General features: G+C 74.1%; 23 protein-coding genes. 6 read left to right on the top strand and 17 right to left on the bottom strand.

The window, feature by feature from the left end:
• Nucleotides 1-155: 155 nt before the first annotated feature.
• The 7 genes from EF879_RS22780 to EF879_RS22750 form a co-directional block, all read right to left on the bottom strand.
• Nucleotides 156-914: a type III pantothenate kinase gene (locus EF879_RS22780; RefSeq protein WP_123561910.1), complete on the bottom strand. Its 759-nt coding sequence runs from the start codon at nt 912-914 to the stop codon at nt 156-158.
• Between the two features lie 80 nt (nt 915-994).
• Complete coding sequence (gene nadC, locus EF879_RS22775) at nt 995-1879, bottom strand: carboxylating nicotinate-nucleotide diphosphorylase (RefSeq protein WP_199736572.1); 885 nt, start codon at nt 1877-1879, stop codon at nt 995-997.
• Nucleotides 1880-2024: 145 nt separating this feature from the next.
• The gene (locus tag EF879_RS22770; protein ID WP_123561908.1) at nt 2025-3725 is read right to left on the bottom strand and encodes an L-aspartate oxidase; all 1701 of its coding nucleotides are present in this window, start codon (nt 3723-3725) and stop codon (nt 2025-2027) included.
• Nucleotides 3726-3954: 229 nt separating this feature from the next.
• Nucleotides 3955-4857, bottom strand: a complete 903-nt coding sequence (locus EF879_RS22765; protein ID WP_123561907.1) for a septum formation family protein — start codon at nt 4855-4857, stop codon at nt 3955-3957.
• A 70-nt stretch (nt 4858-4927) separates the two neighbouring features.
• Nucleotides 4928-5353 (bottom strand): aspartate 1-decarboxylase, encoded by a 426-nt coding sequence (gene panD / locus EF879_RS22760; RefSeq protein ID WP_123561905.1) that lies wholly within the window; start codon nt 5351-5353, stop codon nt 4928-4930.
• A gap of 4 nt (nt 5354-5357) precedes the next feature.
• Nucleotides 5358-6341, bottom strand: coding sequence for a pantoate--beta-alanine ligase (gene panC / locus EF879_RS22755; RefSeq protein WP_123561903.1), 984 nt, complete (start codon nt 6339-6341; stop codon nt 5358-5360).
• The gene (locus EF879_RS22750; protein ID WP_123561901.1) at nt 6338-7435 is read right to left on the bottom strand and encodes a Rossmann-like and DUF2520 domain-containing protein; all 1098 of its coding nucleotides are present in this window, start codon (nt 7433-7435) and stop codon (nt 6338-6340) included. Before EF879_RS22750 ends, panC begins: the two co-directional genes overlap by 4 nt.
• Before the next feature lie 234 nt (nt 7436-7669).
• Here EF879_RS22750 and EF879_RS22745 point away from each other — a divergent pair, with 234 nt between their 5' ends.
• The 4 genes from EF879_RS22745 to EF879_RS22730 all read left to right on the top strand — a co-directional run bounded on the left by EF879_RS22745 (nt 7670) and on the right by EF879_RS22730 (nt 11840).
• On the top strand, nt 7670-8746 hold the full coding sequence (locus tag EF879_RS22745) for an SAM-dependent methyltransferase (protein ID WP_305036055.1): 1077 nt from the start codon (nt 7670-7672) through the stop codon (nt 8744-8746).
• A gap of 144 nt (nt 8747-8890) precedes the next feature.
• The gene (locus EF879_RS22740) at nt 8891-9376 is read left to right on the top strand and encodes a MarR family winged helix-turn-helix transcriptional regulator (protein ID WP_123561899.1); all 486 of its coding nucleotides are present in this window, start codon (nt 8891-8893) and stop codon (nt 9374-9376) included.
• Nucleotides 9373-10641, top strand: a complete 1269-nt coding sequence (locus EF879_RS22735) for an MFS transporter (RefSeq protein ID WP_123561897.1) — start codon at nt 9373-9375, stop codon at nt 10639-10641. The genes EF879_RS22740 and EF879_RS22735 overlap by 4 nt, the downstream gene beginning before the upstream one ends.
• A gap of 35 nt (nt 10642-10676) precedes the next feature.
• Entirely contained in the window at nt 10677-11840 is a 1164-nt protein-coding gene (locus EF879_RS22730; RefSeq protein WP_123561895.1) for an NADH-quinone oxidoreductase subunit D, read from the top strand.
• 49 nt (nt 11841-11889) lie between these two features.
• On the opposite strand, the gene EF879_RS22725 is transcribed toward EF879_RS22730, so the two are convergent.
• The 4 genes from EF879_RS22725 to EF879_RS22710 form a co-directional block, all read right to left on the bottom strand.
• Complete coding sequence (locus tag EF879_RS22725; RefSeq protein WP_123561893.1) at nt 11890-13830, bottom strand: hypothetical protein; 1941 nt, start codon at nt 13828-13830, stop codon at nt 11890-11892.
• 182 nt (nt 13831-14012) lie between these two features.
• Complete coding sequence (locus EF879_RS22720) at nt 14013-15029, bottom strand: glycine betaine ABC transporter substrate-binding protein (RefSeq protein WP_123561891.1); 1017 nt, start codon at nt 15027-15029, stop codon at nt 14013-14015.
• A 271-nt stretch (nt 15030-15300) separates the two neighbouring features.
• Nucleotides 15301-16035: an ABC transporter permease gene (locus EF879_RS22715; protein WP_123561889.1), complete on the bottom strand. Its 735-nt coding sequence runs from the start codon at nt 16033-16035 to the stop codon at nt 15301-15303.
• Nucleotides 16032-16724 carry an ABC transporter permease gene (locus tag EF879_RS22710; RefSeq protein WP_123561887.1) on the bottom strand — a complete coding sequence of 231 codons (693 nt, stop codon included), beginning with the start codon at nt 16722-16724 and terminating at the stop codon, nt 16032-16034. The genes EF879_RS22715 and EF879_RS22710 overlap by 4 nt, the downstream gene beginning before the upstream one ends.
• A 2-nt stretch (nt 16725-16726) precedes the next feature.
• On the opposite strand from EF879_RS22710, the gene EF879_RS22705 reads away from it, so the two are divergent.
• A complete protein-coding gene (locus tag EF879_RS22705) occupies nt 16727-17737 on the top strand; it encodes an ABC transporter ATP-binding protein (protein WP_123561885.1) in 1011 nt (336 codons plus the stop codon).
• A gap of 123 nt (nt 17738-17860) precedes the next feature.
• On the opposite strand, the gene EF879_RS22700 is transcribed toward EF879_RS22705, so the two are convergent.
• The 6 genes from EF879_RS22700 to folP all read right to left on the bottom strand — a co-directional run bounded on the left by EF879_RS22700 (nt 17861) and on the right by folP (nt 22148).
• On the bottom strand, nt 17861-18166 hold the full coding sequence (locus EF879_RS22700) for a hypothetical protein (protein WP_123561883.1): 306 nt from the start codon (nt 18164-18166) through the stop codon (nt 17861-17863).
• A 38-nt stretch (nt 18167-18204) separates the two neighbouring features.
• On the bottom strand, nt 18205-19422 hold the full coding sequence (locus tag EF879_RS27350) for an ABC transporter permease (RefSeq protein ID WP_370375550.1): 1218 nt from the start codon (nt 19420-19422) through the stop codon (nt 18205-18207).
• 381 nt (nt 19423-19803) lie between these two features.
• Complete coding sequence (locus tag EF879_RS22690) at nt 19804-20283, bottom strand: DUF3180 domain-containing protein (protein WP_123562051.1); 480 nt, start codon at nt 20281-20283, stop codon at nt 19804-19806.
• 85 nt (nt 20284-20368) lie between these two features.
• Nucleotides 20369-20923 (bottom strand): 2-amino-4-hydroxy-6-hydroxymethyldihydropteridine diphosphokinase, encoded by a 555-nt coding sequence (folK, locus tag EF879_RS22685; protein WP_123561881.1) that lies wholly within the window; start codon nt 20921-20923, stop codon nt 20369-20371.
• Entirely contained in the window at nt 20920-21285 is a 366-nt protein-coding gene (gene folB / locus EF879_RS22680; protein ID WP_123561879.1) for a dihydroneopterin aldolase, read from the bottom strand. Before folB ends, folK begins: the two co-directional genes overlap by 4 nt.
• A complete protein-coding gene (gene folP, locus EF879_RS22675; RefSeq protein ID WP_370375549.1) occupies nt 21282-22148 on the bottom strand; it encodes a dihydropteroate synthase in 867 nt (288 codons plus the stop codon). Before folP ends, folB begins: the two co-directional genes overlap by 4 nt.
• Before the next feature lie 400 nt (nt 22149-22548).
• Here folP and EF879_RS22670 point away from each other — a divergent pair, with 400 nt between their 5' ends.
• Nucleotides 22549-22863 carry a hypothetical protein gene (locus EF879_RS22670; RefSeq protein ID WP_123561877.1) on the top strand — a complete coding sequence of 105 codons (315 nt, stop codon included), beginning with the start codon at nt 22549-22551 and terminating at the stop codon, nt 22861-22863.
• The last annotated feature ends 6 nt before the right edge of the window (nt 22864-22869 follow it).

Below are 22869 nucleotides of genomic sequence, written 5' to 3'. Positions count from 1 at the left end.
CCACGGGCGCGGGCGACCGTACCGGCCGGCCCAACCCCGGACCGGCGGTCGGCCGGGCGGTCGGGGTGCCCGGACCGGCGGTCGGCCGGGCCGTAGGGGCCCCCGGGCCGGCCCGGACGGCGCACCGCCGCGCGCCCGTTCCGAGGGTGGGCGGCTCAGCGGTTGCGCTCGTAGACCATCCGAAGTCCGATCAGCGTGATCATCGGCTCGTGGTGGGTGATGGTCCGACACTCACCGATCACCAGCGGCGCCAGCCCGCCCGTGGCGATCACCGCTCGCGCCTCGCCCAGCTCCTCGATCATCCGCTCGACGATCCGGTCCACCTGGCCGGCGAAGCCGAAGTACATCCCGGCCTGGAGGCACTCCACGGTGTTCTTGCCGATCACCGAGCGGGGTGCCGCCGGCTCAACCTTTCGCAGCTGGGCCGCGCGCGCGGCGAGCGCGTCGAACGAGATCTCGATCCCGGGCGCGAACGCCCCGCCGAGGAACTCCCCCCGCCCGCTGATCACGTCGAAGTTGGTGGTGGTGCCGAAGTCGACAACGATCGACGGCCCGCCGTAGAGACTGTACGCGGCCAGGGTGTTCACCACCCGGTCCGCACCGACCTCCTTCGGATTGTCGATCGCCAGTTGCACGCCGGTGCGCACTCCGGGCTCGACGATCACGTTCGGGACGTCCGTGTAGTACCGCGCCAGCATCGTCCGCAGCGAGCGCAGCGCGGCCGGCACGGTCGAGCAGGCGGCGACGCCGGTGATCTCGACCGCGTCGCCCGCGAGCAGGCCCCGGAACTTCAGCCCCAGCTCGTCCGCGGTCGAGCGGGCGTCGGTCTTGATCCGCCAGGAGTGGACCAGCTTGTCGCCCTCGAAGGTCGCCAGGACCGTGTTGGTGTTACCGATGTCGATACACAGCAGCATTCGTCAGCCCCGAAGCCCCGAGGTCGTGCCGGCCGGCCCACACCGTCCGGCCGGAGAGGTTCGTCCCGCACCGGCCCACGTCAACGCGGCCGGAGGTCCATCGCGATGTCCACGATAGGGGAGGAGTGGGTGAGCGCCCCAACCGAGAGGTAGTCGACGCCGGTGGCGGCGTACTCGGCGGCGGTGGCCAGAGTCAGTCCCCCGGTCGCCTCCAGTTCGGCCCGGTCGCCCACGGCGGCCACCACCTCGGCGAGTCCCGCCGGCGTCATGTTGTCGCAGAGCAGGAAGTCGGCCCCGGCCTCCACCGCCTCGATGGCCTCGGCCACCGTGGTCACCTCGACCTGGATAGGCACCTCCGGGAACGCCTCCCGCACCCGCCGGTACGCCGCGGCGATGCCGCCGGCCGCCAGCTTGTGGTTGTCCTTGATCATGGCGACGTCGTACAGGCCCATCCGCTTGTTGGCGCCGCCACCGGCCCGGACCGCGTACTTCTCCAGCGTCCGCAGGCCCGGGGTGGTCTTCCGGGTGTCCAGCACGGTCGCCTTGCTGCCGGCCAGCGCCTCGACCCAGGCCCGGGTGTGCGTCGCCACCCCGGACATCCGGCAGAGCAGGTTCAGCGCGGTCCGCTCGGCGGTCAGCAGCGCCCGCGTCGGCCCGGTCACCGTCGCCAGCACGTCGCCTCGGCGTACCCGGTCGCCGTCCGCCGCCACCGCCGCGAACCGGACCGCACCCGCGCCGGTGACGTCGAAGACGGCCGCGGCCACGGCGAGGCCGGCGACCACGCCGTCCGCCCGAGCCACCAGGTCGGCGGTGTCGACCTGGTCGGCCGGGATCGTCGCCATGCTGGTCACGTCGCGGCGCTCGGGTCCCAGGTCCTCGTCCAGCGCGTTCTGGACGATCCGTTCCACCTCCGCGGGGTCCAGCCCGGCGGCCCGCAGCGCCCGCCCCGTCGGGTCCGTCACCATCCCGCCTCCCTCGTCCTCCCGTACGCCGCCTCGCACTCCGTCCCAGCCGGGCACGGGTCGGTCACCCGTCGCCGGGCCGGACCACCGGGATCCGTCACGCCCGTCCCGTCACGCCGCCCGGCTTTCCGCGCCCTCCCACCTCCGGTCACGCCGGTCGGTCCAGCGCCTCCCAGCGCTGGGCCAGCCTGCCGGCGGGGTCGATCGACCCGACCAGGTGTCCGAGCCACTCGTCCCGGGTCCCCGGGTGATCCTCCCGCCAGTGGCAGCCGCGGGTCTCCTCCCGGGCGTAGGCCGCGTTGACCAGGGCCGCGGCGACCGTGATCAGGTTCGTCGCCTCCCAGCTCGCGGTCCGGGGCGTGCCCCGGGTGGCGCCGAGGGTCACCAGTTCGGCGGCGGTGGCGCGCAGCGTCTCCGCCGACCGGAGCACACCGGCCCCCCGACTCATCGCCCGGGCCAGCGCCGGCCGGATCCCCGGGTCGACCACCCAGCCCGCCGCGCCGCGCCACGCGCCGGTGGGCGCCGGCTCGGCCGGTTCCGGCAGCTCCCGGCTGAGGTGCTCGGCGATCCGGCGGGCGAAGACCAGCCCCTCCAGCAACGAGTTGCTGGCCAGCCGGTTGGCGCCGTGCACCCCGGTGCAGGCCACCTCGCCGCAGGCGTACAGGCCGGGGATGCTGGTCCGCCCGTACAGGTCGGTCCGGACCCCGCCGGAGGCGTAGTGGGCGGCCGGCGCGACCGGGATCGGGTCGACCGCGGGGTCGATCCCGGCCGCCAGGCAGGAGGCGACGATGGTGGGGAACCGCCGGTGCAGGAAGTCTCGGCCGAGGTGCCGGGCGTCCAGGTAGACGTGGTCGGCACCGGTGGCCAGCAGCACCCGGTGGATGCCCTTCGCGACCACGTCCCGGGGCGCCAGCTCGGCGAGTTCGTGCTGGCCGACCATGAACCGCTTTCCGTCGGCGTCGACCAGGTACGCTCCCTCGCCCCGCAGCGCCTCCGACACCAGGGGCTGCTGCGCGGCAGCGGTCGGGGCGTCCGGCCCGGGCGGCCGGATCAGCGCGGTGGGATGGAACTGGACGAACTCCAGGTCGGTCACGGCCGCACCGGCCCGCAGGGCGAGCGCCACCCCGTCGCCGGTGGAGACCGCCGGGTTGGTGGTGGCGGCGAAGATCTGGCCCATCCCGCCGGTGGCCAGCACCACCGCCCGGGCCAGGATCGCACCCACGCCGTCCTCGGTCCCCTCGCCGAGCACGTGCAGGGTGACCCCGCAGGCCCGGCCGAGCCCGTCCGGCCCGTCGCCGGGAGCCCGGAGCAGATCCAGGACGAGCGCGTGCTCGACGAGCCGGATCCAGGGGTCCCGTCCCACCGCCGCGTGCAGGGCCCGCTGGACCTCGGCACCGGTCGCGTCACCACCGGCGTGCACGATCCGGTTGGCGTGGTGGCCACCCTCGCGGGTCAGCATCAGCGAGCCGTCCGGATTGCGGTCGAACTCGGCGCCCACCCGGATCAGCTCGCGCAACCGGGTCGGCCCCTCCTCGACCAGGACCCGGACCGCGTCCGGATCGCAGAGCCCGACCCCGGCCACCTCGGTGTCCGCGGCGTGCGCCGCGGGGGTGTCCAGCGGGTCGAGTACGGCCGCGATGCCGCCCTGGGCCCACCGGGTCGAGCCGTCGTCGATATTGACCTTGGTGACGACGGTGACGTGCAGCCCCGCCTCCCGCAGGTGCAGCGCGGCGGTGAGCCCGGCGATGCCCGACCCGACCACCACCACGTCGGTGGTCTCCACCCAGCCGGGCGGCGGCGCGGTCAGCAACCGGGGCAGCACCGGCAGGTCGAGGGTCGGAAGGCGCATCCCTCCAGTCAACCCGAAACGGATTCGTCCGGTGGGCCGGGGGCGGAGAAAGTGGCGACGCTCTCGGCCCGGTGGCGTACCACCCCCGGTCGGCGGCTGGCGCCGGGTCGACCCGACTGGTCAGCCGGGCCTTCGAGCCAGGCCCGGGCGGGCACGGCTGGCCGGGAACGCCGGCGCCGAGCCGGTACGGCGTCCCGGGCGTGCGACCCCGGCCGGGCCGACGCGGGCGTCACCCGGTCCGGATCGGCAGTCCTGCCGGGCCCGCGCCCTTGAGCGAGCGGGTGAACCGGCCGTCCGAGATCCAGAGGTAGCAGCGCACGCCCCGGTCACCGGCCTCCCAGTCGTCCGGCCGGCCCGGCAGCGCCACGATCCCGGTACGGAACCGGACACTGCTCTGCGGCACCTCGACGTACCGGGCGACGACGCGGTAACAGCCGTCGTAGAAGTCCTGCCAGTCCCGTTCCGCGTCCGGGTACCCCAGGTCTTCCGGCGCCCGCCACACCCCGGCGAACTCGCTGTTGTGCCGCTCGTCGCAGTCGACGGCGGGCATCCGGTCAATCTGGTCGTTGCGGTCGAGCGTGGTGTGGTAGCAGGTGAGGTGCAGCGGCCCGGGGCTGCGCAGCGCTCCCTTGAGGCTGCCGGTTCGGGTGGTCGAGATGTTGTTCTCCTCGACCTCGATCATTTCCACGAGGTCGCAGCGGAACCAGCGGGCGCCGGCGAGCCAGGCTCGTTCCGACGGGATCGCCACCCCGAGCCAGAGCCGGGCCACCCGCCAGTCCGCGCCGAGAAAGCCCCGCGCCTGCCGGTCACATTCCGCGTACGCGGCGCGGCGCGGCGCCGAGCCCCTGGCCGGCGGTGCGGCACTGTCGAGCGCGCCGGTGAAGGTTCCCACGTGGACGGTCTCGACCCGGTGGCTGACGGAGCAGTCGACGGGGAAGTACGACGACAGGTACACCGTCTCGACGAAGTCGGCCGGATGGCACGTCTCGGGCGTCGGGACGAACATCTTCGGCTCGCCGATCGCGGCCCAGTCGTCGACGAGGTTGCCGTCGGCACCGCCCGGAGCTCCGCAGCCGCCGAGGACCAGGCCAACAACCCCGGCCAGCGCCAGGGCCGTCATCCATCGCCGCATGCGTCCCTCCCCACGGGCCACCGTCCGGTTGCACCTTACGGTAACCGGAGCGGTCACCCGAACAGGAAGATCAATGTGCGGCGAGCGCGTCTCCCCGGACCGGGTCGCCGACCATCCCCGGCACCGCCGCGGCCGGATCGGCGCCCAGCTCGATGATCCGGTTCCGCGCGTCAACGTGGACGATCCGCGGCTGGTACGTCCGGGCGGTGGCGTCGTCGAGCTGGGCGTACGAGATCAGGATGACCAGGTCGCCGGGGTGGACCAGGTGGGCGGCGGCGCCGTTGATGCCGAGCACCCCGCTGCCCCGCTCGCCCGGGATCACGTACGTCTCCAGTCGCGCCCCGTTGGTCACGTCCACGATCGCGACCTGCTCGCCGGGGAGGAGGTCGGCGGCGTCGAGGAGGTCGGCGTCGACGGTGACCGACCCGACGTAGTGCAGGTCGGCCTGGGTCACCGTGGCCCGGTGGATCTTCGACTTGAGCATGGTACGGAGCATCGGGTTATCCCTCCGGGGTGACCGGCGCCAGTTCCACCGGCATGTTGTCGATCAATCGGGTGGTGCCGACCCAGGCGGCGATCAGCATCCGGGCCGGACCGGTCGCCGGCGGCGGCCCGAGTTCGGGATCGGTCAGCACCAGGTAGTCGAGCCGGGCCGCCGGGGCGGCGCCGTCCGACCCACCCGCGGCCGGCGAGCCGGCGGGCGCGCCGGCACCGGACTCACCGGCGGTGGTCGGGGCAGCGGAGCCGGTGGCCGGGCCGGTGACCGCGTCGGGCGTACCGCCACCGGCGCCCGCACCGAAGGCCCGGAAGGCGGCGGCGAGCGCGCCGTCGGCGCCCCGGCCCGCAGCGGCGGCCTCCGCCCCGGCCCGCAGCGCGGCCGAGAGGCTCAGCGCGGCGGTCCGCTCCGCGGCGGAGAGGTACCGGTTCCGGCTGGAGAGGGCGAGCCCGTCCGGCTCCCGTACCGTCGGCACCCCGACGATCTCCACGTCCAACGCCAGGTCCCGGACCATCCGCCGGACCAGGACGAGCTGCTGGTAGTCCTTCTCGCCGAAGAACGCGACGTCCGGGCGGATCAGGTTCAGCAGCTTCAGCACCACGGTCAGGACACCGGTGAAGAAGCCCGGCCGACTCGCCCCCTCCAGCTCCTCGCCGAGGCCGCCCGGGTTGACCCGGACCATCGGCTCGCCGTCCGGGTACATCTCCTCCCGGGACGGCGCGAAGACGTACCGGACCCCGGCGGCCGCGCAGACCGCCAGGTCGGCGTCGAAGGTCCGGGGATAGCGGTCGAAGTCCTCGTTCGGCCCGAACTGGAGCGGGTTGACGAAGATCGTCGCGAGGACGTCGTCCGCCCGCTCCCGGGCCGCGCGCAGCAGCGCCTCGTGGCCCGAGTGCAGGGCGCCCATGGTCATCACCACCGCCAGCGTTCCCGAGCGGGAGGCCAGTGCGGAGGCGAGTTCGGCCCTGGTCCGGAGCACCTCGGTCATCGGGCCCCACCCGTCGTTCCGGCCCGGCGGCCGGGCGCGTCCACCCGGTCGCGGGCGACCTCCCGATCCCGGTCCGCGAGCACGCCGAGCAGCGACTCGGCGTCGACCGGCCGGAGCCGGCCGGCGGCGATCGCCCGGTCGGCGGTGCGGCGGGCCAGCGCGAGGTAGCTGGGCACCGAGTCGGGTGCGGCCACGGCGAGCCGGTCCAGGTGCCGGGCGACGGTTCCGGCGTCGCCCCGGGACACCGGCCCGGTCAGCGCCGCGTCGCCGAGCCGCAACGCGTTCTCCAGGGCGGCCGTCAGCAGCGGCCCGAGCACCTTCGCCGGGTCGCCGACCCCGGCGTCGCGGAGCCGGTCGGCCGCCTCGTTGACGAGGGTGACCAGGTGGTTGGCGCCGTGCGCGAGCGCCGCGTGGTAGAGCGGCCGGTCCGACTCGGAGATCCACTCCGGTACGCCGCCCAGGTCGGCGACGAGTCGTGCCACGTACGCGCGCAGCGGCACCGGGGCGGTGACGCCGTACGAGATGCCGGGGAGCCGGGTGAGGTCGTCGGCGGTGCCGGTGAAGGTCATCGCGGGGTGCAGGGCGAGCGGCAGGGCGCCGACCGCCCGGACCGGCCCCAGCACGCCGGTGCCGTGCGCCCCCGAGGTGTGTGCGACCACCTGCCCGGGGCGCAGCGCGCCGGTCCGGGCGAGCCCGGTCACGACCCCGGCGAGCGCATCGTCCGGTACGGCGATCAGCAGCAGGTCGGTGGCGGCTCGGGCCACCTCGTCGGCGGGCCGGACGGCGGCGGTGGGAAGCAGCCGGGCGATCCGCTCCCGGGCGGCGGTCGAGACGCCGGTGATGGCGACCACCCGATGGCCGGCCCGGGCCAGGGCGGCGCCGAGCACGGGCCCGACCCGTCCGGCACCGACGATCCCGACGGTGAGCCGGCGCGGCGGGGTGGTGGGAACGGTGGCGTCGGGCGCGCCAGGGACGGCCGGCCCGGTGCCGGTGGGCCCGGCGTGGCTCTGCGGAGCCGTGGTCGCCGGCTCGACGCCGGACGGCGGAGCCAGCCCTCCGGGCGTGGCGGAGCCCGGGCGCGGCGATGCGCTCATGATGATGATCCAGTCCTCGACAAGTGGTACCGGTCGATCGCAAGTATGCGCCGTCGGGCCCGATCTCGACCACGTGGTTGTGAACACCTTCACCGCCGCCGGTGCCCCCGCCGCGACCCACGACGGCCGGGCCGGACCGGCGGGGTACGGGAATGCCGCGTGGCCGGGCGGCAGCGGTGTGGGCCGCGGTACGGCGGAGGAACCGGGATGCGCGGCGACGCATAGCCTGGATCGGTGGCGATCGGCTGGGCGGCGGCGATGTCGGCCGCGCTGTACGGCGAGGGCGGCTTCTTCGTCGCCGGGGCCGGGCCGGCGGCGCACTTCCGGACCAGCGCGCACGTCGTGCCGGTGCTCGGCACCGCGCTGGTACGGCTGCTGGACCGTCTCGACGCCGCGCTCGGTCGGCCGGACCGGCTGGACGTGGTCGACGTCGGCGCCGGCCGGGGCGAACTGCTGACCACCCTGGCCCGGCTCGCCCCTTCCGGCCTCGCCGACCGGCTCCGGCTCACCGCCGTCGAACTCGCCCCGCGTCCACCGGAGCTGGCCCCGGCGATCGACTGGCGGGCCGACCTGCCGGAGCGGGTCGTCGGGCTGCTCCTCGGCACGGAGTGGCTGGACAACGTGCCGCTGGAGGTGGTGGAGTCCGGGCCGACCGGGTGGCGCCGGGTGCTGGTCGAGCCCGCCACCGGCGTCGAGTCGGCCGGCGGGCCGGTCGACGGCGCCGAGGCGGACTGGCTCGCCCGGTGGTGGCCGGCCCCGGAGCCGGCGCCCGGGTGGTCCGGGGCAGCGGCCCCGGCCGAGGCTCCGGAACGGGCCGAGATCGGTCTGCCCCGCGACGACGCCTGGGCCGCCGCCGTGGCGGCGCTGGACCGGGGGCTGGCCCTCGCCGTCGACTACGGGCACCTGCGCCAGGCCCGACCGCCGTACGGCACCCTCACCGGGTTCCGGGACGGCCGCCAGGTGCCGCCGGTGCCGGACGGGCGCTGTGACCTGACCGCCCACGTCGCGATCGACTCGGTCGCGGCGGCCGGGTCGGCGGTGGCCGGGCTGCCGTACGCCCTGGTGCGCCAGCGCGCCGCCCTGCGGGCCCTCGGCGTCGACGGCGCCCGCCCACCGCTCGCTCTCGCCTCGACCGATCCCGCCGGCTACGTCCGCGCCCTCGCCGCCGCGTCGACGGCGGCCGAGCTGACCGACCCGGCCGGGCTCGGCGGCCACTGGTGGCTGTTCCAGCCGGTCGGGATCGCCCCGGCGGCGGTCCTGCCGCCCTGGCCGGCGGAGGCGCCAGCGGAGGCGCCGCCGCAGGCTCGGTGACCGGGCCGGTGATCCGCGTTCCTCGCTGACCACGTTCCTTGCCGACCGTGTTCTCGCTGAACGACCGGTCGGCGACCCGACGGCGCGGACGGCGTCAGCCAGCTCACGGTGCGGCCCGGAAGCGGCAATGTTCATAATGACGTTATGAATCATGTCGGCGAGGGAGCCGAGTTGGCCGCCGTGTTCGAACGGCTCGTCCGCTTCGTCCGGCAACTCACCACCCTCGGCGACCTGAGCATGGCCGCCGCCTCGCTGCTGGCCAGGCTGGTTCGGGAGGGCCCACGGCGGCTCACCGAGCTGGCCGACGCCGAGCGTGTCTCGCAGCCGGGGATGACCCAGCTCGTCAGCCGGCTCGAACGCGAGGGCCTGGTACGCCGCACCGCCACCAGTACCGACCGGCGGGGCGTGCTGGTCGAGGCGACCGAGGCCGGCGTCGAGCTGCTCCACCGCCGCCGGGCCCAGCGCGCCGAGGCGCTGTCGCACCTGCTCGGCCAGCTCGACCCCGCGGACCGGGCGGCGATCGTCGCGGCGCTGCCCGCGCTCGCCCGGCTCGTCGACACCCAGCTCGCCGACACACCCACCGGCGAACCGCAGCGAAACCAGGACGACCAGCGAGGAAAACCCGCATGACCGCACCACCCGACAAGGCCGCGAACCCGTTCCGACAGCCCCGAGCCGTCTGGGCCGTGGCGTTCGCGTGCGTCATCTCGTTCATGGGCATCGGGCTCGTCGACCCGATCCTGCCGGCGCTCGCGGCCAACCTGAAGGCGACACCGAGCCAGGTGTCCCTGCTGTTCACCAGCTACCTGGTCGTCACCGCCGTGGCGATGCTGGTGGTCGGCTGGGTGTCCAGCCGCCTGGGCGGCAAACGTACCCTGGTGATCGGTCTCGCCCTGATCGTCATCTTCGCCGCGCTCGCCGGAACGTCGGACTCGATCGGGGGAATCGTCGGGTTCCGCGCCGGCTGGGGGCTGGGCAACGCCCTGTTCATCGCCACCAGCCTCGCGGTCATCGTGTCATCCGCCAGTGGCGGTTTCGCCGGCGCGATCATCCTCTACGAGACCGCGCTGGGGCTCGGCATCGCGGTCGGCCCGCTCCTCGGCGGCGAACTCGGCAGCATCAGCTGGCGGGGGCCGTTCTTCGGGGTGGCGGCGCTGATGTTCATCGCCCTGGCCGCCACGCTCGTCACCGTCCCGGCCCTGCCCCGGCCAGCCCGGCGTACGTCGCTGGCGGCGCCGCTGAAGGCGCTGCGGCACCGGGGACTGCTGATCATGGCGGTCATGGCCCTCTGCTACAACTGGGGCTTCTTCACCATGCTCGGGTACGCGCCGTACCCGATGGAACTGAACGCCCACCAGCTCGGCCTCGTCTTCACCTGCTGGGGTCTGCTGGTCGCGATCTTCAGCGTCCTCGTCGCGCCGCGCCTGCAGGCACACTTCGGCACCGCGCCCGTCCTCTACGTCAACCTGATCGGCCTCGGCGTCGTCATGGCGGTCATCGGGCTCGGCGTGGAGACCCCGGCCGCCGTCATCGTCGCGGTCATCCTCAGCGGCGCGTTCATCGGCATCAACAACACCCTGACCACCCAGGCCGTCATGCTGGTCTCGCCGGTCGAACGGCCGGTCGCCTCGTCCGCGTACGGGTTCGTCCGGTTCATCGGCGGCGGCCTCGCCCCGTACGCCGCGGGCAAGCTCGCCGACGCGACAGACCTGAGCATCCCGTTCTACCTGGGCGGATTCGCCTTCATACTGGCCATCGCCGTACTCGCCTCCGGCCACCGGCTCATCACCGCCGCCGAAACCGCCGGCGGCGCGAACCCCGAGCCGGACGTCGGACCCACCCTCGAGCCGGTCGGCGACGCCCCGGCCGGAGAGCCGCACGGCGGGAGGGCCTGACCGGACGACGGCGATGGACTTCGTGGCGTGGCACGATGTCCGACATGACAGCCGACACCGGGGCACTGCGGGAGCTGACCGTCGGCACCGGCACGGGCCTCGACACCGCCGACATGGTGCTCAACATCGGGCCGCAGCACCCGTCGACGCACGGCGTACTCCGGCTCAGGCTGGTGCTCGACGGCGAACGGGTGGTCTCCTGTGAACCGATCGTCGGCTACATGCACCGGGGTGCGGAGAAGCTCTTCGAGGTCCGCGACTACCGGCAGATCATCGTCCTGGCGAACCGGCACGACTGGCTGTCCGCGTTCTCCAACGAGCTGGGCGTGGTCCTCGCGGTCGAGCGGCTGATGGGGATCGAGGTCCCCGAGCGGGCGGTCTGGCTGCGTACCGCGCTCGCCGAACTCAACCGGGTGCTGAACCACCTGATGTTTCTCGGCTCGTACCCCCTGGAGATCGGCGCGATCACGCCGATGTTCTACGCGTTCCGCGAGCGGGAGACCCTGCAGGCGGTGCTGGAGGAGGTCTCCGGCGGCCGGATCCACTACATGTTCAACCGGATCGGCGGGCTCAAGGAGGAGGTGCCGGCCGGCTGGACCCGCCGGGCCCGGGCGGCGATCGGCGAGGTCCGGCGTCGCCTGCCCGACCTGGACAGGCTGATCCGGCACAACGACATCTTCCTCGCCCGTACGGTCGGGATCGGGGTGCTCTCCGCCGCCGACGCCGCCGCGTACGGTGCCTCCGGACCGGTGGCCCGCGCCTCCGGGCTCGACTTCGACCTGCGCCGTGACGAGCCCTACCTGGCGTACGGGTCGCTGGAGGTGCCGGTCGTGACCCGGACCGCCGGGGACTGCCACGCCCGGTTCGAGGTGCTGCTCGACCAGGTGTACGTCTCCCTCGACCTCGCCGAGCGGTGCCTGGAGCAGGTCGACCGGATCCGCGGGCCGGTGAACGTCCGGCTGCCGAAGGTCGTCAAGGCCCCGGAAGGGCACACGTACGCGTGGACCGAGAACCCCCTCGGGATCAACGGCTACTACCTCGTGTCGCGGGGCGAGAAGACGCCATGGCGGATGAAGCTGCGCACCGCCTCGTACGCCAACGTGCAGGCCCTGACCACGCTGCTGCCCGGCTGCCTGGTGCCGGACCTGATCGCGATCCTCGGATCGATGTTCTTCGTCGTCGGCGACATCGACAAGTGAGCCGATCGGCGGTACGCGTGCGACGGGAGCGGGGACGACACCGCACCGGTCAGCGGTAGCCGTAGTCGGCGCCGTATCCGTAGTCGGCGCTCCGCCGGGTCCCGCCGGCCCGGGGTGCCTCGTCGTCCGGCGGGTAGCCGTACTCCTCGTCGTCCCGGTGCCGCCGCCCCCGCGACACCGGCTCGGGCTCAGGTGACCGTCGTGGCCCCCACTCGGCGCCGGACGGCGCCCAGGCGCTGACCGGGTCGACACCTCCGGCCGGCAGCGCGGGCGCGGACGCGCCCCGCCGGCCCGAACCGCGACCGACATCCGGGTCGTCCCAGGAGCTCCGCCCCCGGCCGGCCCGCGGATCGGGCCGCCGGTCGTCCCTGTCTCCGCCCCAGCGTCCCGCCCCAGACCGATCGGTCGGGCCGCCAGGTTCGTCGTCGGCGTCGGACCAGCGGCGGCCCGGGCGACGCTCGTCGTCGGCGTCGGACCAGCGGCGACTCCGACCGCGCTCGTCGCCGTGGCGGACCTCGGCCCAGCGGTCCTCGACCCGCATCTCCACTCCGGACTCGTCGGCGCGGACCGAGGCCCGCCGCTGGCCCATCCGGAGCTCCTGACCCTGGTCATCGTCCCTGGCTGCGGGCCACCGGTCGTCCGAGCGCAGCTCGGACCAGTAGGAGTCGTCGGCGGGATCGCCGGTCACCAGGTCGGGGTCGGGCTCCGCCGACCGGTTCCGCCACGGCATCTCGCCGAGGCCGAAGTCGCCGAGGCGCACGCCGGCGAAGCGCCGGCCACCGGAGCCACCCTCGTCCGGTTCACCGCCCCGGCGACCCCGGCGCGGCCGTTCCTCCGGTTCCTCGGCGCGATCGTCGGGGAAGTCGACGTCCCGGTCGTCGGGCCGATCGCCCCGACCGCCGTACACCCCGCCGCCGTAGGTGCCGCCGGACCGGCCACCGCCGTAGACGGTGCCGTAGGTGCCGCCGCCGTAGACGGTGCCGGGGTGGAAGTCCTCGTCGGCGGCGCCGACGATGGTGTGCCGGGTGGTCACCTGGACGGTCTCGGTGTGCTGGACGACGCCGGGGCCGAGCCGGGGCAGGCTGCCCGTCGCCCCGTGTTGGGCACCGCCGGGCGGCGGCCACTGCGCGCCGCCGGAGTATGCCTCCGGTCCGCCGCCGGAATGCCCGTACGTGCCGGGCCCCGGGGCGGCCGGCCCGTCGGGCCGCTCGTACCGGCCCCTGCCCCGGCCGCGCCGACGGCCGTCGGGGTGGTCGTCCTCGTCGTAGGGGGACCTCGGGTCGTCGGGGTACCGGTCGTCGTCCCGTCCGGAGCCGTACTCCGCGCCGCGCGGCGAGCCGTACTCCGCGCCCCGGGCCGCGCCGCCGCGGCGTCCCGCCGACCCCGCCGGCACGGCCTCCTCGCGCGGGCTGTCCGCCCAGGTCACGGCCGCACGACCCCGACCGCCCTCGGCCACGTCGGAACGATCCGGACCGGCGCTGCCCTGCGCATGCCTGGCCGACGCACGGCCGGTCGGCGCGGAGTCGTTCGCGTCCCGGGCCGCCGGTGCCGCCGCGCCGGCCGCCACGGGTACGGCCGCACCCGCACTCACCCGGCCCGGATCCTGGCCGGACCGGACGGCCTCGAGCTGGCCCCGCAGCGCCTCGACGCTGCCCTGCACCTCGTCCAGTCGCTCACCGAGGGTCCTGTGCGTGTTCCGGGCGGCGGTGGCGATCTCGCCCCGGAGTTCGCCGCGCAGGTCGTCGAGTTCCTCCAGGAGGGTTTCCTCCAGCTCCACCCGAACGCTGTCGGCGTCACCACGCAGCGCAATCGACAGTCCGATCAGGACAACCGCGAGTACGGCGAGGACCGCGGCGATCCGTAGCGGCCCGTTACCGTCACCGACCAGGAGCAGCAGGGCCGCCATCGGTGCGAGTCCGACCCCCGACCAGAAGAGTACGGTCAGCAGTGGCTTGCGGCGTGACTCGTCGGAGGTCTCGCGGGCCGACATGGCAGTGGAGCCTACCCACAGTCGCGAACGAACGGGAGGCCGGTGCGGGTCCGGTGGACAGCGCCCGACGCCGGTCACGCGTCGGCGAGTCGGCCCTGGGCCGGCACCGAAGCGGCGACCGGGCCTGGGGGCTCCACGGGCCGGCCACCGCGCTGCCACCGCCCTGCCGCGGTCGCGCCGCCTCAGCCGGTGGCGAGTTCCCCGTCGGAGGAGAAGACCAGGCCCACGCTGGCCTCGCCTCGGGTCAACGCGGACTTGGTCAACGGACCGCCGGCGTCGAAGGAGCTGAACCGACCCGCCTGGAAGTTGTAGACCTGTACCAGCCCCACCTGGCACTTCGGCCGCTGCGGGCACTCGGGCGGTCCGGCGAGGACGGTCGCCGTCCCGGAGCACTTCTCGGCGAGCTGGCTGAGGGTCCGGACGCCGTACCTGTCGGCGAACTCGCGGGTGACCGCGAAGGCGTTCTGGTTCTGCGCGGCGGAAGCCTTGCCGAAGGTGAGTCCAACCTTCTCGCCGAGCGCCTTCAGCGCGTTCAGCGTCTGGTTGAGGTCCGGTGAGGAGACCGGTGGCGGGGTGGCCCCGCCCGGCTGCCGGTTGAGCTTGTTGTTGAGAAAGTCGGCCAGGGTGGCGGCGTACTCCGGAACCACCTGGATCTCGCCCTTCTCCAGGGCGGGCTCGTACAGCTCGCGGTTGCCGATCTGCTGGACCCGGGCCTGGTAACCGGCCGCGGTGAGGGCGATCCGGTACAGCTCGCCGAGGGTCTGGCTCTCGCTGAAGTTCGCCGCCCCGATCACGATCGAACCGCTACCGCCGGTGGGGATCCCGGCGGTCAGGTTGTGGGCGGCGGCGAACTCCTCGGCGGCCACCTTCGAGGACTTCCGGTCGACGTCAACAGCCCGGTTCAGCTTTATCAGCGTCGCGGTGTCGAGGCTGTCCGAGACCTTGTCGAGCGCGGCGACCAACGGCGGTTGGGCCGCGCGGCTGTTGATCGCCGGGATGATGTTGTCGCTGTTCTGGAGCTTCTTGTCGTCGTCGAGGACGAGGAGCGTGCTGCCGGCCACCGGCGCGCAGCCAGCACCCTGCGCCCCGGTCGCCGGGGCCTGGGTGCCCGAGGAACCGGCCTCCCCGCAACCGCCGAGTATCCCGGCCACCGTCACGGCGCCGAGGGCGCCGATCGCCAGACGCGTCTGTAACCGCATGAAACGCCCGCCTCCTGTGTCCCGGCACGACCCGGGTGGGCCGGCCGCGTGTCCGACGAGCGACATGCGGTCGCCCGTGCCGTCTACGAAACATCCTCTGGTTCGAGCCGACAATGTCGCGGCGAGCCTTGTCATGGAATCGTCACAAAAGGTTTCAGGACAACCGCTCGCATCCGTCATGAACGGGACGAAACCTAGGTGCGATTGCCGGTCCGCACCGCTGCCAGACCGGTCAGGACCGTGACGGCTGGGTCCGTACCGGCCGGAGCGGTCAGGACCCGGTGATCGCCGCGGTGGCCCGCTGATCGGCCCGACGGCGGGTACGACGCACCGCCCGACGCAGCGGTCGGGGCGTCACCAGCCGCTCGACCAGCGCAAGGACCAGTTCGACCAGGAGCGCGAGCAGGGCGACGAGGAGACCGCCGGCCAGGATCTGGCCCCCGCCGACCGAGATGCCGAGGCCGAACCCGGCCGCCACGATCTGGCCCAGTCCGCCCCCGTTCACGAACGAGGCGAGCGCGGCGGTCGCCACCACCTGCACCGCGGCGGTCCGGAACCCGGCGGCCAGGTACGGCACCGCCAGCGGAAGCTCCACCCGACGCAGCAACTGCCCGCCGGACAGGCCCATCCCGCGTGCCGCCTCCCGTACCTCCGGGTCGACCTGCCGGATCCCGGTGTAGGCGTTCGCCAGCAGCGGCGGCACGGCGAAGACCGCCAACGCGAGAATCACCGGAGGCTTGCCGAACCCGATCGGGGTCAGCGGCAGGATCGTCAGCAACGCGATGGTCGGGATGGCGAGGGTGACGTTGGAGACCAGCACCACCAGGCCGCCGCCCCGGCCGATGTGGCCGAGCCAGAGCCCGAGCGGCCAGGCGACGAGGCAGCCGAGCGCGACCGCCGCCGCCGAGATCCCCAGGTGCTCGACCAGCCGGTCGAGGATCCCCCCGGGATTGGTCCAGTTCAGCGGGTCGTTGAGCCAGCGCACCGCCTGGTCGATCGGGTTCACCCGGCCTCCGCCCGCCGACGGGACCAGGGGGTGAGGAGCCGTTCCGCCCCCGCCAGAAGCAGGTCCAGGACCAGGGCCAGCAGCACGCAGAGCAGGGTGCCGGTCATGATCTCCGCCCGGAAGAAGTTGTTGCGGAACCCGCCGAGGATCAGCTGCCCGAGGCCACCGTGCCCCACCAGGACGCCGACCGTCGTCAACGCCACCGTCGAGACGGTGGCGAGCCGTACGCCGGTGAGGATGCCGGGCAGCGCGAGCGGCAGCTCGATCCGGAGCAGCTGGGCGAGGCGGCCGTACCCCATGCCCCGGGCCGCGTCCCGCACCTCGGGCGGAACCTGGTTGAGCCCGGCGAGGGTGTTCCGGATGATCAGCAGCAGGGCGTAGACGACGAGCCCGACCAGCACGGTCGAGGTGCCGGTGCCGAGGTACGGCGCGATGAAGGCGAACAGCGCCAGCGACGGGATTGTGTAGAGCGCCCCGGAGAGTGCGAGAATCGGCCCGGTGAGCGGCCGGACCCAGTACGCCAGCACGGCAAGCGGGATCGCCACCACCGTGGCGATCAGCACCGCCTGGGCGGTCAGCGCGGCGTGCTCCCGCAGCGCGGCGAGGATCGTGTCGGAGTTGCCCTGCACGTAGTCCCAGGAGAACCACGGGTTACCCGGACGCTCCTGGGCGATCATGCGGAAGGACATACGTGGACGTTACCCCGGAGGCCCGCGTCGCCGGTGCCGCCGGCAGCCCCGGAACGCCCGACACCGCCGCGATCACCCTCGACCGGGTGCACAAGCGGTACTCGGACGAGACGGTGGCGGTCGGAGAGTTGAGCCTGACGGTCGGTACCGGCGAGCTGGTGGTGCTCATCGGTCCCTCGGGCTGCGGCAAGTCCACCGTGCTGCGCATGATCAACCGGATGATCGAGCCGACCTCGGGGCGAATCCTCCTCGGCGACGAGGACGTGACCCGCGCCGACCCGGTGGAGCTCCGGCGCCGGATCGGGTACGTCATCCAGAACGTCGGCCTCTTCCCCCACCAGACCGTGCTGGCGAACGTCGGCACCGTGCCCCGGCTGCTCGGCTGGTCCCGGTCCCGGATCCGGAACCGCTCCGCCGAGCTGCTCGACCTGGTCGGGCTCGATCCGGCGGTCTTCGGCCGGCGCTACCCGCACGAACTCTCCGGCGGGCAACGACAGCGGGTCGGGGTGGCCCGGGCGCTGGCGGCGGATCCCGTCGTGCTGCTGATGGACGAGCCCTTCTCGGCCGTCGACCCCATCGCCCGGGCCCGACTCCAGGAGGAGTTCCTGCGGCTACAGGCCGAGGTACGCAAGACGATTGTGCTGGTCACGCACGACCTGGACGAGGCGGTCCGGCTCGGCGACCGCATCGTGGTCCTCTCCCAGGGCGGCAGGCTGGAGCAGTACGCGGACCCGGCCGTCCTGCTCGGCGAACCGGCCACCCCGTTCGTCCGCGAGTTCGTCGGTGCCGACCGGGCCATCCGCCGGCTGGCCGTGACCCCGGTCACCGCCGACCTGCTGGCCCCGCTCCCGCCGAACGGGGCCGCGGAGGAGCTGCCGACCGTGCCCCTCGGCTCGTCGCTCTACGACGCCCTGGCCCTGCTGCTCGGCACCGGCGCCGACTGCGCGCGGGTGACCGGCGAGGGCGGGGAGCCGGTGGGGCTGTTGAGCCGGCAGCGCGTCCTCGGTCCCTAGCCGGCTCGGAACCGGCGGACCGGCCGGTCGTCAGGTGCGGCCCCGCCGGCCACCGCGTACCCGGGCCCGGGCCGGCTGGGAGCCGGGGAGCAGGAAGAGAACCCGGACGCCTCGGGTCGTGGCTCAGGCCCGCCGCAGGTAGTCGATGAAGGCGGCCCGCAGCAGCGGCGCGGTTTCCTCGTAGCCGTGCCCGGTGAACTCCCGCCAGAGCGCGACCGCCTCGTCCACGGTGGGGCCGGCGGCGTTCGGCGAGCCGTCCAGGATCGCCGCCTCGTCGGCGTTCGGCAGGTGCCGGAACACCGACCAGAAGAACCCGAGATCGCGGCGCCGACGGGCCAGCGCGAAGGCCCGCTCCCGCAGTTCCTCCGTGGAGAGCGCGTCCAGCTCGGCGAAGCTCGGCGGCCGGTGCCCGGAGCCTGACTCGGTCATACGCCGAGCCTAGCCGCCCGCACTGCCGTCCGCCCTGGTCAGCGCTCCGGGACACCCCAGCGGTCGCCACCCCAGCGGTCCCGGCTCTCACCCGGGTGGCTCGACGGGGAGACTCCCCAGGGCTCCGGCACCGGGTCGCTCCGGGTGCCGCCCCATCCGGAACGGGCCACCCCCGCCGGCTCGGGCTCCCACTCCGGTTCGGCCTCACCGTCGGACGAGCCGGGCCGGCCGTACGTCTCGACGAGCCGGGTCACCACCAGCCCGGCCGCCACCACGACCGCGGCGACCGCCGCCGGCGCGATGTCGAGGTTCCGCTCGTCGGCGTACGAGATGAAGAGGGTGAGCGCGGTGGCGGCGAGGAGCCCGCCGGCGATCCCGCCCCGCCGGCCGAAGGCGCTGGCCCCGCCGAGCAGCGCGGCCCCGAGCGCCAGTCCGGTCCACTCGAACCCGGTCGTCGGGGCGACCCGCCCGCTGCCACCGGCGGCGAGCAGCACCCCGGCCAGCACCGCGAGAACCATCGACAGCACGGTGCCGAACACGACGATCACCCCGGCGGCCGCGCCGCGCCGCAGCGCGGGGTCGGCGACCGGGCGAAACCGGCCGACCAGCCGGCGTACGGTCGTGACGCTGCCGAAGAGCCCGGCGATGACGGAGACCGCCGCGAACCCGCCGAACAGGTAGAGGGCGTGCCGCCGCGGGTCGTAGTCGCCCTGGACCTCGACCGGGCCGGTCCGTTGCTGGATGAAGACGACCACCGCCAGCGCGGCGGCGAGGCTGGCCGCCCAGCCGGGTACGTGGAAGCCCGCCACCAGCAGCGCGACCACCAGCCCGCCGACCAGCGCGATCAGCGTCGCCGGGATCAGCACCGCGACCACGCCGTGGTCGGAGTTCTCGGCGAAGTGCAGCGCGGCGGCGACCCCGACCGGACCGATGGCGAGGTTGGGGGCGCCGATCCGGAGGGTCAGGGCGGCGGCGAGGGTGAGCAGGCCGAGTGCCGTGCCAAAGACCAGCAGGCTGGAGAGCCGATCGCCGCGCAGCAGCCCCGGGTAGTCCCGGTTGCAGAGATAGACGAGCACCGCCACCACGACCAGCAGGACCAGCTCCCAGAGCAGGTGCACGCCCATCCGGTCCCGCCCCGGCTCGCCGTGCTCCGGGTCGTCGAAGGCGTCCTCCGGCCCGGTGGGCGAGACGCCCCGGCGCCGCGCCGGCTCGGCCGGCTCCGGATCGCCCGGTACGTCGGGCGCGGCGTTCTCCATGAACCGGCCCCGGACGTGGGTGGAGCCGGCGCGTGCCTCGCCGCCGTCCCGGTAGCCGGCGTCGCCGCCGTACCAGGACTCCTCCCGGGCACCGACCGGATCCCCGCCACCGGCCTCCCGCCGCCGGTAGATCGAATCGTCGTACGCCATCTCGCCCGCGCCTCCTGGTCCCGTCCGCCCCGTACGGGCCCCCGCACCCCGGACGGCCTGGCGGTGCGGAGCGGTCGAACATCGGGCCGATCCGGCGGAACCGGTCCCCATCGCGCTGATCCGATGGATGGCCCGGTCGGCACCGTACTCGGCTCCACCGCTCGACGTAACCCCCCATGTGCGACGAGTCGGCGGTCAGGCGGGCATCGCCCGGGACGTCGAGCGGACTCCTCAGCGCTGCTCGCGCCGCTCCCGGTCGGCGTCCGCGGCGTCCCGGTCCGGACGCTCGGGGACCCGGCAGGACCGCTCGAGCCAGAGCGCCGCCCCGACCAGAGCCAGGGACGCGGCGAGGCCGGCGCTGGCTGCCGGGACGTCGTTCGAGGCGGCCCGGGTCCGCTCGACGAGCAGCCAGGCGTCGAGCCCGGCGTAGAAGCCGGCGAAGATCGACCCGGCCAGCGCCGACGCCTTGGCCAACACGACGAACCGGGCCACGACCAGCGGGTCGACGGGGTCGCGGCCCGGCTTGCGCTCGATCCGGGCGCGGGTGTTGACCGCGGCGTACGCCTCCAGGACGGCGAGGCCGAGCAGGGTCGCGGTCGGCAGCCAGGGCAGGGGCGGAATCCGGCTGTAGAAGCTGGAGACCAGCAGCCAGGCCAGCGCCGCGGCGGCCAGACCGGCCACCACCAGGGTGGCGGGCCTGGTCGGACCCATCCGGTCCCGGTCGGGCGCCGGCCCACGCGGCGAGGACCGCCGGTCGGTCACCGCCCCACCTCCGTCACTCCGTGCGGCCGACCGGTTACGCCGGCTCGCCCCCTGTGTCTCGTTCGGTTTCCGACTCTAGCCGCAGATCCGGCCGAGGGCGCAGGTCCAGCACGTCGCTGGCGACCGGCTCAGCGGCAAGCAGGTCGGTGAGCCAGCCGTGGCCGGGCAGCCGCCCGTACGGCTGGATGTCGATCCACGGCCGGAGCACGAACGCCCGCTGGTGGGCCCGGGGGTGTGGCAGGACCAGCTCCGGGTCGTCGCTGTGCACCGGCTCGCCCTCCTCGGTCCAGACCGCGATCACGTCGACGTCGAGGGTGCGCGGGCCGAAGCGCCGTCCCGGGTCGCGGACCCGGCCGGCGGCCTCCTCCGCGGCCCGCGCCCGGGCCAGCCAGTCGTACGGCCCCAGCTCGGGCGCGCCGACCAGCAGCACCGCGTTGAGGTACGTCGGCTGGTCCGGATCCCCCCACGGCGGGGTCTCGTAGACCCCGGACGCCACCAGCAGTACGTCACGCAGCCGGTCGACGGCGATCCGCAGGTGGTCGAGCCGGTCCCCGAGGTTGCTGCCGATGGAGAGCAGGGCGCGGGTCACGCCTCCCTCCGCCGGGTGAGGGTGACCGCCACGTCGGCGAACTCGTGCGGGATCGGCGCCTGTGGCTTGTGCACGGTGACCGTCGCGGCGCGGACCCGGGGGTCGGCGAGGCAGGCCGCCGCGAGCCGTTCGGCGAGCGTCTCGATCAGGTTCACCGGTTCGCCGGTCACGATCGCGACGAGCCGGTCGGCGAGTTCGCCGTAGTGCACGGTGTCGGCGACGTCGTCGGAGCGGCCGGCGGGGGCGAGATCCAGCTCCAGCACCACGTCGACGACGAAGTCCTGGCCCTGGGCGCGCTCGACGTCGTAGACGCCGTGCCGGCCGTGCGCCCGCAGTCCGGTCAGGACGATCCGGTCGGTCACCGCGGCTCCCTCCCGCCGGCCGGTCCCGGGACCGGCGTCGTCGTCTGGTCCGGCGCGGCGCCGACCACCCGGGGCCGCCCCGTGGCCTCCCAGACCGCCAGCGCGTCCACGGTCTCGCGGACGTCGTGCACCCGTACCCCCCAGGCGCCGGCCGCGACCGCCAGCACGCTGGTGGCGACGGTGGCCGCGGTGCGTTCTCCGGTCGGCCGGGGCGTGCCGTCCGGCGATGCCAGCAGCGCGCCCAGGTACGACTTGCGGCTGGAGGCGAAGAGCAGTGGATAGCCGAGGGAGACCAGTTCCGGGAGGCGGGCGCTGAGCTGCCAGTTGTGGGCGGCCGTCTTGGCGAAGCCGAGCCCGGGGTCGATCACGATACGGTCGGCGGCGACGCCGGCGGCCAGCGCGTCGGCGACCCGCTGGGCCAGCTCGGCCCGCACGTCGGCGACCACGTCGGTGTAGTGGGCGAGTTCCTGCATCCGCTTGGAGTGCCCCCGCCAGTGCATCAGGATCCAGGGGCAGTTGGCCTCGACGACCACCTTGGCCATGTCCGGGTCGGCGAGGCCGCCGGAGACGTCGTTGACGACGGTGGCGCCCGCCTCCAACGCGGCGGCGGCGACGCCGGCCCGGTACGTGTCGATGCTCATCGGCACGCCCTCGGCGGCGAGTTCCCGGATGACCGGCAGCACCCGGCGAGCCTCGGTCTCGGCGTCGACCCGGTCGGCGCCGGGCCGGGTGGACTCCCCGCCGACGTCCACCAGGTGCGCGCCGTCCTGGTGCATCTGTACACCGTGCCGGACGGCGGCGTCGAGGTCGGTGTAGCGCCCGCCGTCGGAGAAGGAGTCGGGGGTGACGTTGAGTACGCCCATCACCACCGGTCCGGGGGTACGGAGGAGGTCGGCGATCGCGGTGGATCGGCCGCCGCCGGGCGCGGTTGGGCGCTGCGCTGACTCGGTCACGGGTCGACGTTACCGGCCGTCCCTGGTAGCCCGTCCGGCCCACCCCGACCAGCCTCGGCAAAACGGATGGTCGGGACGGATTGGTGTCACTCGGCGCCGCTTGTTCTGAACACACCCGGGCCGTACGCTCGCATCAGCCAGATGCCGAAGCCTAAGAGACGGGCCGAAACAGGACAAAGACGCCCAGAAACCGTCACCGTACGCGGTGATTGCGAAACGCAGGGTCGATCAACACCCCACGATCGACCCGGTTGACCGGGCACGACACAACTGTGCGGGGGCGACCGCCGCCGCACCGGGGAGGATTCTGATGTTCGCCATGGAGCTGCTGGAGACGGCGTCGCCGACTGCCACGCACGCGCTCCACTCGATCATGATCGTGGCCGGGGAGGATCCGGGGCCCGCAGGCATCAACACCGATGGCGTCGTCAACTTCTTCGCCACCAACATCGCACCGATCCTGCTCGCCGCGCTCGGGGTGATCTTCATCGGGCGGGCCAGCCGCGGCGAGATCTCGAAGGTGCTGACCAGCTCGGCGATCGCGATCCTCGGCCTCGCGTTCATCGCCGGCGCGGCGACCCTGTTCTTCGTCGGCGACTACCTGATCAACCTGATCTTCGAGTAGCCACCG

It is taken from the genome of Micromonospora sp. HM5-17, assembly GCF_003762835.1.
Lineage (GTDB): Bacteria > Actinomycetota > Actinomycetes > Mycobacteriales > Micromonosporaceae > Plantactinospora.
This window is presented reverse-complemented; position numbering and strand designations above follow the sequence as displayed.